The sequence below is a fragment of the Neobacillus oceani genome (assembly GCF_046237595.1).
GTDB classification, from domain to species: Bacteria; Bacillota; Bacilli; order Bacillales; family Cytobacillaceae; genus Bacillus_D; species Bacillus_D oceani.
The window spans coordinates 29373-44337 of sequence record NZ_CP143543.1 but is presented as its reverse complement, the minus strand read 5'-3'; the positions used below and the strand labels follow the sequence as shown (position 1 = coordinate 44337).

At 47.8% G+C, this 14965-nt stretch carries 13 protein-coding genes, 3 tRNA genes, 1 rRNA gene, 1 other RNA gene and 1 other annotated feature; of the genes, 3 read left to right on the top strand and 15 right to left on the bottom strand.

What is annotated here, in order from left to right; genetic code table 11:
• Nucleotides 1-96: 96 nt before the first annotated feature.
• From V1499_RS00215 to tadA, 10 genes are all read right to left on the bottom strand, one after another.
• Nucleotides 97-172 (bottom strand) — tRNA-Ala (locus V1499_RS00215).
• A 17-nt stretch (nucleotides 173-189) separates the two neighbouring features.
• Nucleotides 190-266 (bottom strand) — tRNA-Ile (locus V1499_RS00210).
• Between the two features lie 105 nt (nucleotides 267-371).
• Nucleotides 372-1923 (bottom strand): 16S ribosomal RNA (locus tag V1499_RS00205).
• Nucleotides 1924-2267: 344 nt separating this feature from the next.
• Nucleotides 2268-2534, bottom strand: a complete 267-nt coding sequence (locus V1499_RS00200) for a pro-sigmaK processing inhibitor BofA family protein (protein WP_409272927.1) — start codon at nucleotides 2532-2534, stop codon at nucleotides 2268-2270.
• Nucleotides 2535-2613: 79 nt separating this feature from the next.
• Nucleotides 2614-2832, bottom strand: a complete 219-nt coding sequence (locus V1499_RS00195) for a YaaL family protein (RefSeq protein ID WP_409272925.1) — start codon at nucleotides 2830-2832, stop codon at nucleotides 2614-2616.
• Nucleotides 2833-2852: 20 nt separating this feature from the next.
• The gene (gene recR / locus V1499_RS00190; RefSeq protein WP_409272923.1) at nucleotides 2853-3449 is read right to left on the bottom strand and encodes a recombination mediator RecR; all 597 of its coding nucleotides are present in this window, start codon (nucleotides 3447-3449) and stop codon (nucleotides 2853-2855) included.
• 11 nt (nucleotides 3450-3460) lie between these two features.
• Nucleotides 3461-3790, bottom strand: coding sequence for a YbaB/EbfC family nucleoid-associated protein (locus tag V1499_RS00185; RefSeq protein WP_082307083.1), 330 nt, complete (start codon nucleotides 3788-3790; stop codon nucleotides 3461-3463).
• A 30-nt stretch (nucleotides 3791-3820) separates the two neighbouring features.
• Nucleotides 3821-5518, bottom strand: a complete 1698-nt coding sequence (gene dnaX, locus V1499_RS00180) for a DNA polymerase III subunit gamma/tau (protein WP_409272921.1) — start codon at nucleotides 5516-5518, stop codon at nucleotides 3821-3823.
• Nucleotides 5519-5762: 244 nt separating this feature from the next.
• Nucleotides 5763-6027, bottom strand: an RNA gene (gene ffs, locus V1499_RS00175) — signal recognition particle sRNA large type.
• A gap of 78 nt (nucleotides 6028-6105) precedes the next feature.
• Entirely contained in the window at nucleotides 6106-6636 is a 531-nt protein-coding gene (tadA, locus tag V1499_RS00170) for a tRNA adenosine(34) deaminase TadA (protein ID WP_409272919.1), read from the bottom strand.
• A gap of 115 nt (nucleotides 6637-6751) precedes the next feature.
• Between tadA and V1499_RS00165 the strand changes: the two genes are divergently transcribed.
• From V1499_RS00165 to V1499_RS00155, 3 genes are all read left to right on the top strand, one after another.
• Entirely contained in the window at nucleotides 6752-8041 is a 1290-nt protein-coding gene (locus tag V1499_RS00165) for a glycosyl hydrolase family 18 protein (RefSeq protein WP_409272917.1), read from the top strand.
• Between the two features lie 287 nt (nucleotides 8042-8328).
• A complete protein-coding gene (locus V1499_RS00160; protein ID WP_409272916.1) occupies nucleotides 8329-8976 on the top strand; it encodes a deoxynucleoside kinase in 648 nt (215 codons plus the stop codon).
• A 15-nt stretch (nucleotides 8977-8991) separates the two neighbouring features.
• The gene (locus V1499_RS00155; protein ID WP_316572881.1) at nucleotides 8992-9684 is read left to right on the top strand and encodes a deoxynucleoside kinase; all 693 of its coding nucleotides are present in this window, start codon (nucleotides 8992-8994) and stop codon (nucleotides 9682-9684) included.
• A 362-nt stretch (nucleotides 9685-10046) separates the two neighbouring features.
• Here V1499_RS00155 and V1499_RS00150 read toward each other — a convergent pair.
• From V1499_RS00150 to V1499_RS00130, 5 genes are all read right to left on the bottom strand, one after another.
• A tRNA-Ser gene (locus V1499_RS00150) sits at nucleotides 10047-10139 on the bottom strand.
• 102 nt (nucleotides 10140-10241) lie between these two features.
• Nucleotides 10242-11522 (bottom strand): serine--tRNA ligase, encoded by a 1281-nt coding sequence (serS, locus tag V1499_RS00145; RefSeq protein WP_409272914.1) that lies wholly within the window; start codon nucleotides 11520-11522, stop codon nucleotides 10242-10244.
• 75 nt (nucleotides 11523-11597) lie between these two features.
• Nucleotides 11598-11815, bottom strand: a binding site (T-box leader).
• A gap of 70 nt (nucleotides 11816-11885) precedes the next feature.
• The gene (gene pdxT, locus V1499_RS00140; RefSeq protein ID WP_409272912.1) at nucleotides 11886-12476 is read right to left on the bottom strand and encodes a pyridoxal 5'-phosphate synthase glutaminase subunit PdxT; all 591 of its coding nucleotides are present in this window, start codon (nucleotides 12474-12476) and stop codon (nucleotides 11886-11888) included.
• 1 nt (nucleotide 12477) lies between these two features.
• Nucleotides 12478-13365 carry a pyridoxal 5'-phosphate synthase lyase subunit PdxS gene (gene pdxS / locus V1499_RS00135; RefSeq protein WP_409272910.1) on the bottom strand — a complete coding sequence of 296 codons (888 nt, stop codon included), beginning with the start codon at nucleotides 13363-13365 and terminating at the stop codon, nucleotides 12478-12480.
• Nucleotides 13366-13517: 152 nt separating this feature from the next.
• Entirely contained in the window at nucleotides 13518-14876 is a 1359-nt protein-coding gene (locus V1499_RS00130; RefSeq protein WP_409272908.1) for a serine hydrolase, read from the bottom strand.
• Nucleotides 14877-14965 lie beyond the last annotated feature (89 nt).

The window sequence follows — 14965 nt, the reverse complement described above, 5'->3', positions numbered from 1 at the left end:
GAGAGAAAACTAAAATGGCGATCACTCGGTTCTTCTTGGTTACTTCTTCTTAACATTATCCAGTTTTCAAGGAACGAAGTTCGTCATAAAGACGATTGGTGGAGCCTAGCGGGATCGAACCGCTGACCTCCTGCGTGCAAAGCAGGCGCTCTCCCAGCTGAGCTAAGGCCCCATATTATAGAACATGAATGGTGGGCCTAAATGGACTCGAACCATCGACCTCACGCTTATCAGGCGTGCGCTCTAACCAGCTGAGCTATAGGCCCACATCATTATTCAAGAAGGATTGCTCCCTCAAAACTAAACAAACAAGCGGTCAACTTACGGACCAAGAGGTCCGCATTCCGATTGCCCGAAGGCAATATCCTTAGAAAGGAGGTGATCCAGCCGCACCTTCCGATACGGCTACCTTGTTACGACTTCACCCCAGTCATCTGTCCCACCTTAGGCGGCTGGCTCCTTGCGGTTACCCCACCGACTTCGGGTGTTACAAACTCCCGTGGTGTGACGGGCGGTGTGTACAAGGCCCGGGAACGTATTCACCGCGGCATGCTGATCCGCGATTACTAGCGATTCCGGCTTCATGCAGGCGAGTTGCAGCCTGCAATCCGAACTGAGAATGGTTTTATGGGATTGGCTCCACCTCGCGGCTTCGCTGCCCTTTGTACCATCCATTGTAGCACGTGTGTAGCCCAGGTCATAAGGGGCATGATGATTTGACGTCATCCCCACCTTCCTCCGGTTTGTCACCGGCAGTCACCTTAGAGTGCCCAACTGAATGCTGGCAACTAAGATCAAGGGTTGCGCTCGTTGCGGGACTTAACCCAACATCTCACGACACGAGCTGACGACAACCATGCACCACCTGTCACTCTGTCCCCCGAAGGGGAACGTCCTGTCTCCAGGAGTGTCAGAGGATGTCAAGACCTGGTAAGGTTCTTCGCGTTGCTTCGAATTAAACCACATGCTCCACCGCTTGTGCGGGCCCCCGTCAATTCCTTTGAGTTTCAGCCTTGCGGCCGTACTCCCCAGGCGGAGTGCTTAATGCGTTTGCTGCAGCACTAAAGGGCGGAAACCCTCTAACACTTAGCACTCATCGTTTACGGCGTGGACTACCAGGGTATCTAATCCTGTTCGCTCCCCACGCTTTCGCGCCTCAGCGTCAGTTACAGACCAGAGAGCCGCCTTCGCCACTGGTGTTCCTCCACATCTCTACGCATTTCACCGCTACACGTGGAATTCCGCTCTCCTCTTCTGCACTCAAGCCCCCCAGTTTCCAATGACCCTCCACGGTTGAGCCGTGGGCTTTCACATCAGACTTAAGAGGCCGCCTGCGCGCGCTTTACGCCCAATAATTCCGGACAACGCTTGCCACCTACGTATTACCGCGGCTGCTGGCACGTAGTTAGCCGTGGCTTTCTGGTCAGGTACCGTCAAGGTACCGGCAGTTACTCCGGTACTTGTTCTTCCCTGACAACAGAGCTTTACGACCCGAAGGCCTTCTTCGCTCACGCGGCGTTGCTCCGTCAGACTTTCGTCCATTGCGGAAGATTCCCTACTGCTGCCTCCCGTAGGAGTCTGGGCCGTGTCTCAGTCCCAGTGTGGCCGATCACCCTCTCAGGTCGGCTACGCATCGTCGCCTTGGTGGGCCATTACCCCACCAACTAGCTAATGCGCCGCGGGCCCATCTGTAAGTGACAGCCGAAACCGTCTTTCAGCTTCCCAACATGAGTTGGAAAGGATTATCCGGTATTAGCTCCGGTTTCCCGAAGTTATCCCAGTCTTACAGGCAGGTTGCCCACGTGTTACTCACCCGTCCGCCGCTAAAGTTCCAAAAGCAAGCTTTCGAAACTTCCGCTCGACTTGCATGTATTAGGCACGCCGCCAGCGTTCGTCCTGAGCCAGGATCAAACTCTCCAAAAAAGAGTATGAGTTTAGCTCATAAAGTTACGTTGGCTAGTGATCCGAAAATCACTATATTATTGTTTGTTGACGCTTGTTTGTTTAGTTTTCAAAGAGCAATTTCATACACATCGCCCAAAAGCGACTATATTAGTATAACATTTCGCATCAAGAAAAGTCAACAACTTTTTTTTGATTCCGCCGTTTTGTTCAGCGGCGACTTTTACTATATTACAGGGCTTCGATAATTTGGTCAACCCTTTTTTTGTTTTTTATCCCCGGAAAATAAATCCAATTAAATCCATCAAAAACACAAAAAGAAATCCGCCTTTTACTATGGATTTCTTTTTTATAAAGCTTTTGCATTAGCCAATTACAATTATATCAACCGCAACAAGGGCTGCCAAGCCCGGAATTCCAAGAAAACCTGCAATGGATGTTGTAAACAGGTTGATTGGAATGTGAATACCAAACTGGTTTCCAGCTGTATTCAAAAAGAACAAAAGAAGAGCACCAATCACAAGCTTTATCGCAGTCTGCCCCAGCAGCTTGGCTGGCTTCATCGGCGCACCAGCTATAAGGAGCAGGATGATCAAGCCCCCCAATATGGAAATAACATAAATCGGTTCCAATAAAAAACTCCCCTTCCTCGGGAAACTCGTACTAAATTATATGTACAAGTTCCACAAAAAAGACCGGGAGTTCCTTCACTTAACGCCTTAATGTAATTTTTCTATACTTTGCCTCTTTTAAAAGGAAGAAGTATTTCGCTTCAGCCATCCTTGCCTGGCAAATCACTTCTTCAGTTGGATCAAATGATTTTTCGAGAAGGGTTTTTTGCCGCTGCCAGTCAGCCTTGACGTCGTTTAACAGGTTGAGGAATTTCTCGTTGGACTCCTGGCGCAGCCGGCCTTTTCGCCGAAAGAACATTTTCTTTACCCTCCATCCTTTTATACTTCACGCCTGCCTTCCAATGCTTTTGAAAGGGTAACCTCGTCAGCGTATTCAAGGTCTCCTCCAACCGGCAGGCCGTGGGCAATTCTCGTTGTCTTTATGCCCGATGGCTTCAGAAGCCTTGATATATACATCGCAGTGGCTTCCCCTTCGATATTCGGGTTGGTCGCAAGGATTACTTCCTGGACCGTTTCATCCTGGAGCCGTTTTAACAGATTGGGTATATTGATATCCTCGGGGCCAATGCCTTCCATCGGTGAAATTGCACCTTGAAGGACGTGGTAAAGGCCATTGAATTCTTTCATTTTTTCCATGGCAATAACATCTTTCGGATCCTGAACGACGCAAATAATGCTTTTATCGCGTCTCTCATCGGAGCAAATATAGCAAGGGTCCTGGTCGGTAATATGGCCACAAACGGAACAGTAGCTTAAATTCCGTTTAGCATTTACGAGCGCCTTGGCAAAGTCCAAGACCGTGTCCTCTTTCATGCTAAGGACGAAAAAAGCCAGACGAGCGGCCGTTTTCGGGCCGATCCCCGGCAATTTCATAAAGCTGTCGATCAGCTTGGATATCGGTTCGGGATAATGCATTTTCTCTCCTCCTAGAACAAGCCGGGAAGGTTCATCCCTTTAGTGAATTGCCCCATGGTAGACTCGGACAACTTTTCGGCTTTATCCATCGCATCATTCAAAGCAGCAAGAATGGTATCCTGAAGCATTTCAACATCTTCCGGATCAACCGCCTCTGGATCGATTTTAACATCGACTACCTTCTTGTGGCCGGTTACAACAATTGTTACCATGCCTCCGCCTGCGGTTCCTTCGACTGTCTTTTCACCAAGTTCATTTTGAGCTTCTTCCATTTGCTTTTGCATTTTCTGCATTTGCTTCATCATGTTTTGCATATTGCCCATTCCGCCCATACCTGGCATTTTACGTTTCATCTCATTCATCCTCCAATTTTATTCAATAATTTCGATTAAATCGCCGCCAAACAATTTTCTGGCTTCATCAAGAAGAGGATCTTCCTCATCCTTTTTTGTTTCCTGGCTTTCCCCGCCATCCGGCTGATGGGTTGATAGGAATTTCTCCCGTATTGTTACCCATTGGTCTTCGGGAACTCCTGTAATGGAAAAGGTTTTTCCGGTCAGTTCCCTTAAACTATCCGAAATTGCCTCTATAAATTTCGGATTGTCCATTGCCATCTGGCAGTGGATTTCATGCTTAAATTTAATGACAAAGGCGCCTGATGACGCAGCTACAGGCTCAGCTTCATTTAATAAGGCCGCATGGGACTTCATTAATGAGCGAAGCATTTCTCCCCAATTGCCTTTTAGCAAATTGAGATCGGCTTTTGTGGCATTTTTCAGGATTTCGTTTATTTTCCCGGCTGGTGCCTGGAACCCTTTTCTGGATATACGCTGAGCCGGTTTTTGGCCCGAGCTTGCCGGTTCATTTGCAGCGGCATGAACGCCGTGTTTCTTAAGTTCCCTTAACTCTTCCTCAAGCTTGTCAATCCGGTTCAGCAGAACAGCTACTTGTGGAGATGATTCAGCGGCTGCTGCCTGGACCGGAGTTTCCTGTTGGCATAGCTTGACGACCGCGACTTCAAGAAAAATTCGCGGGTGGGTCGTCCAGCGCATTTCCTGTTGGGTTTTGTTCAGCATATCGATTAAATCATAAATTTGAGCCGTTGAAAACTTGCCCGCCAAATCCCGAAACCCTTCATCGAGCATAACCCTTTCAAGCGACTCCTCAAGGGAAGGAGCGGTTTTGAAAAGAAGCATGTCCCGAAAAAACAAAATAAAATCTTCAATGAACCTGGACGGGTCTTTCCCATGGAAGAGCAATTCGTTCAGGATATCCAGACCCTGCGCGACATCCTTTCCGTGAATGGCCTCAGCCATTTTCGCCAAAAACCCCTGGGAAACCGAACCGGTGACAATCAATGCATCCTCTATCGTAACCTGTTCCTGACTGTATGAAATCGCTTGGTCAAGCAGGCTCAAAGCATCACGCATACCGCCCTCCGCCGCCCTGGCGATAATAGGCAGAGCAGCGGGATCATAAGAAGCGCCTGTCTCATCTGCGATTAACTTCATCCTTCCGACAATTGCGTTTGCCGTTATCCTTTTAAAATCGAAGCGTTGGCATCTGGAAACGATGGTCAGCGGAATTTTATGAGGTTCAGTTGTCGCCAAAATAAACATGACATGCCTTGGGGGTTCCTCCAGTGTTTTGAGGAGGGCGTTAAATGCCCCGGTTGAAAGCATATGCACTTCATCTATAATATAAACTTTATATTTTACGGAGCTTGGAGCATATTTCACTTTATCGCGTATATCCCTGATTTCATCGACACCGTTATTGGAAGCGGCATCGATTTCAATAACGTCCTGGATCGAACCATCAGTAATGCCGCGGCACGCACTGCATTCATTACAAGGTTCTGCAACAGGTGCATTTTCACAGTTGACTGCTTTTGCCAAAATCTTGGCAGCAGTCGTTTTCCCGGTCCCGCGCGGTCCTGAAAAAAGGTAGGCATGGGTGGTTTTTTGCTGAACCAGTGCGTTTTGCAATGTTTTCGTTATGTGTTCCTGGCCCACGACATCGATAAATTGCTGCGGGCGCCAGACTCGATAAAGTGCTTGATAGGCCACTGGCAATGCCCCCTTTCCATTCTCTTTTCGCCTTGCGGGGGAACTACGGGCAATTATCCCCATCTATTTATTATACCGTATTTTATATGTAAAGTGTAACCCAGGGCATTGGACGTAATGGGCTTTTCACCTCTAGTTCCGCTCGCCGCGCCTGTTTATCGAAAAGGTTTAAAGTCAATCTATTCCGTGGACAGCAAAAAACCCACCCTAGAAAAGGATGGGTTTTGGATATTTAATATAACTGCCGTGCACCTTCCGTCGACTGCCATCCATAAGCGTTACTCAAGCAGTTAGCTCGGCCCAGGCAACCCTGCGGCACATGGGAGCGTCCACTTAATGCTGCTTCCTTCCGGACCTGACATGGTTCATGGAATCCCATTGCGCAGGACCCAGGCGTCAACACCACTTACTTAAGGCAGGCCCTACAGAGTGGGAGCCTCAGGAAGGGATTCAACCCCGCTGGAGCGGATTGCGGGTACAGGGCACCGCTACCTCCCCGTCTAGCACGGCAAAATTGAAACCAATCGTATGGCGCTTTTAGAGCGCCTTTTAAGTATACAGAGTTTTATGGGAAAAATCAATGGCCTTTACCTGTCAATTCCTGTCTCGCTTTCCACTCCTGCCATCTTGGCAATCCTTTTTGCTTCTTTCTTTTTCTCCCTAAGCGAGCGGAAAAATTCCGAAAGCATGCCGCCGCACTCGGTTTCAAGTACCCCGGATATGACGTCGCATTGATGATTGAAACGGCTCTCTTCCAGCAAATTCATTAGTGTTCCGGCACAGCCCGCTTTTGGATCGGCAGCCCCGTAAACAACACGGTCCACCCTTGAGAGGACGATTGCGCCCGCACACATCGCGCATGGCTCAAGCGTTACGTATAGGGCCGCCCCTTCAAGCCGCCAGCTCCCAGCCTTCCTGCAAGCTTCGTCGATGGCAAGGAGTTCTGCATGGGCTAATGCATTTTGCCTTGATTCACGAAGATTATGGGCCCTTGCGACAATTTCCCCACCCATGACAAGGACGGCGCCAATCGGCACCTCATTCATCGCTGCGGCCTTTTTGGCTTCTATAATGGCTTCCTTCATAAAAAATTCGTCTTTGTCCGGGACTTGTACCATCCCAACACTTCCTTTTATAAAAATGTAACCCGGTCATTTAAGATAGTATAACATGAAAAACCTTTCCTCCTCATAGAATGGAGATAGCGTTACTTTTGCGCAAGGAGGGAAGAAGATGCAAATCCATGTTGTGGAACGCGGACAAACCCTAACGACCATTGCCCGGACATACGGGACGCCCGTGAATGATATTGTCGAAGCGAATGAATTGCCAAACCCTAACGACCTAGTAATCGGGCAAGCGATGGTCATTCCGATTGTAGGGAGCTTTTATTTTGTCAGGGCTGGGGATTCGCTTTATTCAATAGCAAGAAGATTTGGAACTACACCCGAGGAACTCGCGCGGGTTAACCGAATCCAGGTAAACCAGCCATTAAGTGTCGGGTTCCGCCTGTATATCCCGCCAAGAACGAAACGCGTGGGTGAATTTAATGCGTATGTGGAGCCAAGGGGAACAACGGTTGCTCCCGCTCTTATAGCGAGTGCCCGTGAGGCGGCACCTTATTTAACGTATCTCGCTCCGTTCAGCTTCCAGGCCAGAAGGGATGGTACGTTACGTGAGCCTTTACTGGACAATTTCCCCCAAATTGCCCGTGCCAATAACAATGTGTTGATGATGGTCATAACAAATCAGGAAAATGACCAATTTAGTGATGAACTTGGGCGTATTTTGCTCAATGATATGGCGATACAGGATCGTTTTTTAAACAATATCGTCGCCACCGCCAGAAGGCTCGGATTCAGGGACATCCACTTTGATTTCGAGTATTTGCGGCCTGCTGACAGGGAAGCTTATAACAACTTCCTCAGGAAGGCAAGGGACCGCTTCAAGCAGGAAGGCTGGCTCATTTCTACCGCCCTGGCTCCAAAGACAAGCGCAACACAAAAGGGCCGATGGTATGAAGCCCATGATTACAGGGCCCATGGCGAGATTGTCGATTTCGTTGTCATTATGACGTATGAATGGGGGTACAGCGGCGGGCCCGCCATGGCAGTCTCCCCTATTGGCCCGGTTCGCCGCGTCCTTGAGTACGCCCTTACCGAAATGCCAGGTTCCAAAATCATGATGGGGCAGAATCTGTATGGTTATGATTGGACCCTCCCTTTTGTCCAGGGAAGCATCGCCAGGGCGGTTAGCCCGCAGCAGGCAATCCGGATCGCAGCAGAAAACAACGTTCCTATTCAGTATGATGCAACCGCCCAGGCCCCTTTCTTTAGGTACACCAGGGATGGGCGTCAGCATGAGGTCTGGTTTGAAGACGCCCGCTCCATTCAGGCCAAATTCGATTTGATTAAAGAGCTTAATTTACGGGGAATGAGTTATTGGAAGCTTGGCCTTTCCTTCCCGCAAAACTGGCTCCTTATAACGGAAAATTTCAACGTGACAAAGCGGACTACCTCCTAAAATAACTCAGGCGGCCTTTTTTAGGCGGCCTTTTCATTTTTCGATTTGCCTTCAATAATCTGATTTCAAAAATATTTTTTCTCCCTAAATCCTGTAAAATCAAGGCATGGGATGTACAATTCTTTCCACCCATAAATATTCCATATCCGTAGTAGCCTGGATTATGGTAAAATACAATTTGTCTAATTACGACATAATTCTACTTATTTCTTATTTTTTATAATTCTTACATAACTGGCACATGGGCGTATACACACTAGTTAGTGAGCGGAGAAGGAGGACATGCAATGGGGGAAACTCCCTTTATTACTGTTGAAGGGCCGATTGGTGTTGGAAAAACATCTCTTGCAAAAGCAATTGCCGATCATTATCAATTTGCTTTGTTAAGAGAAATCGTGGATGAAAATCCTTTCCTCGGTAAGTTTTACGAAAACATTGAAGAGTGGAGCTTCCAGACGGAAATGTTTTTCCTTTGCAACCGTTTTAAGCAGCTTGGCGACATTAATACCCATTATCTGGTTAAAAATCAACCTGTTGTCGCAGATTATCATATAATCAAGAACTTGATTTTTGCGCAGAGGACCCTGAACAACGAGGAGTACAAAAAGTATTTTAAAATTTATCAAATCCTCACCGAGGATATGCCAAAACCAAATGTTGTCATTTATTTAAATGCGAGCCTTGATACCCTGCTGGCGAGAATTGCGATGCGGGGGCGCGAAGTCGAAAAGAATATCAGTCCTCTCTATCTAGAACAATTGTCGCGTGACTATGAAGAGGCGATCGAAGCCTTTGAGAAGCAGCATCCCGAAATTCCGGTTCTTCGCTATAACGGCGATATAATGGATTTCGTAAAAAACGAAGAGGACTTGGACACCATTCTTTCGGACCTCTCATTATCGCTGGCAAAAAGCAGCTGGACCAATACATTATAAGGACGGGGAAATTATTTGAGTATCGTAATCGGCGGCATGATTGGCCTTGGCAAAACAAGCGTGGCGGATTTATTGAATGAGCATTATCAAAGCAAGGGAATAGACAGCAAAGTATTTTACGAAACGGTGGATGATAATCCGATTCTCCCGCTTTATTATGAATTGACCCCGGAAGAATTGGATGCAAAAAGGATTCCTTTCCTTCTTCAGTTATTCTTTTTGAATAAACGGTTTAAAACGGTAAAGGAATGCATCAGCTGGCACGAGCCTCTTTATACGATCCAGGACAGGTCGATTTATGAGGATTGGTATTTTGCCTATGTGAATAAAAAACTTGGACGGATATCCGAGCTTGAATTCAGAATTTATGAAGACCTTGCCGACAATATGATGGAAGAAATCAATGAACTTCCAAAAAAAGCTCCGGAGCTTATGGTTTACTTGAAAGGCTCCTTTGATACCGTTATTGAACGGATTATGTCACGCGGTAGGAGTTTTGAAATCAACCCAGAGTTGAAGGAGTACTACTTCGAGGTATGGAAAGGCTATGATGAATGGGTCTTTAACCACTATAAAGCCAGTGAAGTGCTCGTCATCGACATGGATGTAACCGATATTGTCAACCGCCCCGAAGATGCCGCACGGGTGTGCAGGGAAGTTGATAATAAATTGAACGAAATCCTTTTTACTAAAACGCATACCGGCTGATTAGCTGGTATGCGTTTTTTAGTTGGAGCAGGAATGTGGCTCGGGCTTTATCCCGCCTAACAGTTCATTAAGTTTTGAATAGAAAAAAGTGAGCCGTAAAGCATTTGTGCGTCGTCAGTTATATATAAGGAGAAATGGGGTGGTTGAATGGAGGGCAAGAAGGAAGAAGGTTCTTATTATCTCGAGTTCTTTTTAACCGGGGGGGTTACCGTGGAAGATGCCGATAAAATGATCGACGAGCTAACCATGCAACTAAAGGATTAATCTACTCAACAATATAAAAAAAACCGCCGCAGGCGTTTCGCGTTGCGGCGGATTTTGTCTCCAGTTTTATGCGCGTTGGTCATACATAATCGAATAAATGGCGGAGGAAGAGGGATTCGAACCCCCGCGCGGTTTAACCCGCCTGTCGGTTTTCAAGACCGATCCCTTCAGCCAGACTTGGGTATTCCTCCGTTTCGACAAAGGTTATATTACTATAGGTTGGACGTTCATGTCAACTGGAAACCTTGGTTGTTTTTAAAAAAAGGACGGGATAATCTCCCGTCCCGATTTCTTTAGTCAGGCTTAATTTCTGTCCGTCCGCCCATGTACGGTCTTAGCACTTCAGGGATGGTGACAGTTCCATCTTCCTGCTGGTAGTTCTCAAGAATCGCTGCGACTGTACGCCCGATTGCGAGGCCGGAACCGTTCAGAGTGTGGAGGTGTTCAGGTTTCGCGCCTGGTTCGCGGCGGAAGCGGATATTCGCCCTTCTTGCCTGGAAAGCTTCAAAATTACTGCAAGAAGAGATTTCACGGTACGTGTTATAGCTTGGAATCCACACTTCGATATCGTACTTTTTGGCGGCGGTAAAGCCCAGGTCGCCTGTACACATGCTTAGGACACGGTATGGAAGCCCGAGAAGCTGCAGTACCTTTTCCGCGTCAGCAGTAAGCTTTTCAAGCTCATCGTAAGAATCCTCAGGCTTTACGAATTTCACTAGTTCCACCTTGTTAAACTGATGCTGGCGGATAAGCCCTCGTGTATCACGGCCGGCAGATCCTGCCTCGGAACGGAAGCAAGCGCTGTACGCCGCATAGCGAATCGGCAGCTGGTCTCCATTCAAAATTTCATCCCTATGAAGGTTCGTTACGGGTACTTCGGCAGTCGGAATCAGGAAGTAATCCTCGCTTTCAATCAGGAAGGCGTCTTCTTCAAATTTTGGAAGCTGGCCAGTGCCTGTCATACTAGTCCGGTTTACCAGGTATGGAGGAAGCACCTCTTTGTAGCCGTGCTCATCCACATGAAGGTCGAGCATAAAATTCATCAATGCCCGCTCAAGCCGCGCACCGAGCCCTTTGTAAAAAACAAACCGGCTTCCAGTAACCTTTGTGGCCCGCTCAAAATCAAGGATTTTGAGATTGTCGGCAATATCCCAATGGGGCTTAGGCTCAAAGCCGAAATTTCGTACTTCCCCCCACTTTTTGATTTCTACGTTCTCGTCTTCCGTTTCCCCAACCGGAACGCTTTCATGCGGCAAGTTCGGGATGCTCAATAAAAGCATATCGAGCTCTTCCTCCACCCCTCGAAGCTCGTCATCGAGCTCCTTAATGCGGTCGCCGACCTCGCGCATTTCAGCAATCAGCTGGTCCGCATCTTTTTTCTCGCGCTTTAAAGCAGCAACCTGCTGGGATACCTCATTCCGTTTTCCCTTCAGCTGTTCGGCCTCGACAATCAAATCACGCCTTTTCCTGTCCAGGCTCTCGAACTTCCCAAGGTCTGTGAGGTCTTCGCCGCGATGCTGAAGCCTCTTCTTCACTCCTTCAAAATCCGCGCGCAATACTTTAATATCCAGCATGCTCAAACACTCCTTTTTCTTTTGTTCAGTTGAGGCGGGGCTGTTTTTTTGGACGCAAAAAACTCCCGTCCCCAAAACAGGGACGGGAGTTAACCCGCGTTGCCACCCTGGTTGGCCGCACACAGCAGCCCACCTCAATTTCATAACGGTTTGACCCGAAAGCACTTACTTGCCAAAAGGCGTTCCATGCTTTGCTCAAGGACGGATTCACAGGCGCCACACACCGGTTCGCACCTGCCACCGGCTCTCTTAAGAGTGGGATTCCCGCTACTTTTTCCTCTCAACGCTTTTCCACTATTGTAAATTTGTACTTTTTAATGTACTACAATTATCGCCTTATTGCAAATACTTTATTCCCGCTCTTTATGCAGGCTGCCCGTATTTCGCCTCTTCCGCCATTTTGATAAAGTAGGCGGCGAGCCTATGGTCTTCCGTGAGCTCTGGATGGAAGGAACAGCCCAGGAATTGCCCCTGCCTTGCAGCTACAATCCTATCATTGTGAGTAGCAAGTACTTCGACCCCTTCACCCACTTCAACGATATGCGGAGCTCGGATAAATACAGCTGTGAACGCATTGGCTACCCCTTTGATTTCAAGGTCCGCTTCAAAGCTTTCACGCTGTCGGCCAAAGGAATTCCGCTCAACCGTCACATCCATCACGCCAATGTGGGGTTCATCGTATCCGACGATATTTTTTGCCAAAAGAATCAGCCCCGCGCATGTTCCGAACATCGGCCTTCCGGAAGCCGCAAAGGCTCTTAGTTCTTCCATGAACCCGTATTTATCAATGAGTTTCCTCATCTTCGTGCTTTCGCCGCCTGGAAGGATCAGCCCGTCCAAGTCCTTTAGCTGCCCGACTGTTTTAACCTCTACGGCCTCGGCTCCGGATGCAATGACCGACTGGACATGCTCCCTGACTGCACCCTGTAAGGCCAATACACCAATCTTAACCATATTACCAGCCGCGTTCCTGCATACGATCAGCCATGGCAAGGGAAGAAATTTCAATCCCTTTCATAGGAGTACCGAGGTTTTTCGACAATTCGGCGATGAGTTTGTAATCCTGGTAGTGGGTAGTCGCTTCGACAATCGCTTTTGCAAAAAGTGCAGGGTTTTCGGACTTAAAAATACCTGAACCAACGAATACTCCGTCAGCGCCTAGCTGCATCATTAAAGCAGCGTCCGCGGGAGTTGCAACTCCGCCAGCGGCAAAGTTGACAACCGGCAGGCGGCCAAGGCGCTTAATTTCAAGTAGCAGCTCGTATGGCGCGCCAAGCAGCTTTGCTTCTGTCATTAGTTCGTCTTCGTTCATGTTCACGACTTTTCGGACCTGGGCGTTTACCTTGCGGATGTGCCGTACCGCTTCAACAATGTTCCCGGTTCCCGGCTCACCCTTTGTCCGGAGCATTGATGCTCCCTCGCCAATCCGGCGGGCAGCTTCTCCGAGGTCGCGGCAGCCACAGACAAATGGAACGGTGTAGTCCCTTTTATTCAAGTGGTACTCTTCATCCGCCGGAGTCAGAACTTCACTTTCATCAATATAATCCACGCCCATCGCTTCAAGGACACGCGCCTCAACAATGTGGCCGATACGTGCTTTTGCCATGACCGGAATTGAAACGGCATTCATGACTTCTTCAACAATACGTGGGTCAGCCATACGGGCAACTCCGCCTGCAGCGCGGATATCAGAAGGTACACGCTCTAGGGCCATAACAGCTACAGCGCCTGCTTCCTCCGCAATTTTTGCCTGTTCCGCGTTGACAACGTCCATGATGACGCCGCCTTTTTGCATTTCAGCCATACCTCTTTTAACACGGTCAGTACCTGTATTCACTGTCATTTCCCCCTGGAATTATAATATGTTTTCTAAAAGAGACTATACCGATTGGAATAGTCCTTATTATTAAAATAATCTATGAAAAATAGGCCCCTGTCAAGACAAGAGCCTATCCTCATACGTTTCCAATCTAACTAAACCGCAAAGCTGCCGACTTAAAACAACCCTTTAATGCCGGAAACAATGCTTCCCCATAAATCAGCGAAGAAGCCGCCAATCCCGCCCATCATTAGGACAAACCAATTTGCTTTTTCAACATTTTCAGTCGCGATGACCGGGGAGGTTACGCTGCCTTGCCCTTTGTCTGTAAGGAAGGTAGCTTTATTGCCATTCTTCGCTTCCAGGGTCACATAGCCGACGACTTCTCCCTTTTTAATAGGGGCAGTCATTTCACCTTTGCTATTTACTTTCTTTTTGTCGAGGACGAGAACAGGTTTGTAATTATCCTTTTCACCGTTTTTGATAATCAACGAAATCGGATCTTTCGTCCGGATATTTACCTTGTCTTCCTTCCCCTTTATAACATTAACGGTTTTCTTCCCTTTTATCGCAGAATCTGCAGGGAGAATTTCTGTTTTGGTGTAATTTGTAAAAGCATAATCGAACATTTTTCTTGTTTCATCAAAACGGGCCTTATAATCCCCTTTGCCTGATGCATTTTTCGCATCCATTACGACTGTGATGAAACGTTTGCCATCACGGCTTGCCGTTCCTGTGAAGCAGTAACCGGCAAAGTCAGTCGTCCCGGTTTTCAGGCCATCAACCCCAGGGTATTTAAACACAAGCTCTGGAAGCATCCAGTTCCAGTTTTCCATTTTAATGACGTCATCGGTACCCGGCCTGAATTCCTTCCTTGGAATGCTGGTCGTTTCGAGCACTTCCGGAAAGTCCTTCAGGAGATGGAAAGCGAGCTTTGCGGTTGCCTTTGCAGACATGACGTTTTCATCCTCGGCTCCTGTACCTTCAGGATGCATCCCTTTGTAATCGCGGTTGTTCAATCCTGTTGAATTCACAAACTTATAATCTTTTAAACCGAGCTTTTCGGCTTTATCATTCATCATTTTTACAAAATTGCCTTCCGAACCGCCAATAACCTCAGCAATGCCAATAGTCGCGGCATTCGCGGAATAAATTGTCATCGCCTCATACAGTTCCCGAACGTTATACGTACCATCCGCCCTGAGCGGCACATTGGACAAGCTGCGGTCATGCGACAATTTATGGACTGGATCGCTAACCGTATATTGCTGGTCCCATTTCACCTTTCCTTCTTTTACAGCCTCAAGGAGAAGGTATTCTGTCATCATTTTCGTCATGCTGGCAATACCCAGGACATTATCTGCATTCTGTTCAAATAAAACTCTACCCGAATCCGCATCAACAAGAATGGCAGCGGCGGCATTGATTTTCAAGCTCGCCTCACCGGCTGCTTTGGCGGGTGCAGTAAACAGCCCTGCCGTGACGGCCACTGCAAGAACGATGGCTATATACTTCTGATAAATCCTTTTCTTCACTGTTACGCCCTCCAACGATATTCTCCCACTCTTAACGGACGCCTTGGCCCTTGCGGAAGTTTCACTTTATACACGTTTACTATCTTAAC

What these genes read in the sequence shown, in the direction of transcription:
- V1499_RS00160 (WP_409272916.1), top strand. Translation starts at nt 8,329, where the DNA reads ATGGGGGAAACTCCCTTTATTACTGTTGAAGGGCCGATTGGTGTTGGA.
- V1499_RS00195 (WP_409272925.1), bottom strand. Translation starts at nt 2,832, where the DNA reads ATGTTCTTTCGGCGAAAAGGCCGGCTGCGCCAGGAGTCCAACGAGAAA.
- V1499_RS00185 (WP_082307083.1), bottom strand. Translation starts at nt 3,790, where the DNA reads ATGCCAGGTATGGGCGGAATGGGCAATATGCAAAACATGATGAAGCAA.
- recR (WP_409272923.1), bottom strand. Translation starts at nt 3,449, where the DNA reads ATGCATTATCCCGAACCGATATCCAAGCTGATCGACAGCTTTATGAAA.
- serS (WP_409272914.1), bottom strand. Translation starts at nt 11,522, where the DNA reads ATGCTGGATATTAAAGTATTGCGCGCGGATTTTGAAGGAGTGAAGAAG.
- tadA (WP_409272919.1), bottom strand. Translation starts at nt 6,636, where the DNA reads ATGGTACAAGTCCCGGACAAAGACGAATTTTTTATGAAGGAAGCCATT.
- V1499_RS00165 (WP_409272917.1), top strand. Translation starts at nt 6,752, where the DNA reads ATGCAAATCCATGTTGTGGAACGCGGACAAACCCTAACGACCATTGCC.
- pdxT (WP_409272912.1), bottom strand. Translation starts at nt 12,476, where the DNA reads ATGGTTAAGATTGGTGTATTGGCCTTACAGGGTGCAGTCAGGGAGCAT.
- pdxS (WP_409272910.1), bottom strand. Translation starts at nt 13,365, where the DNA reads ATGACAGTGAATACAGGTACTGACCGTGTTAAAAGAGGTATGGCTGAA.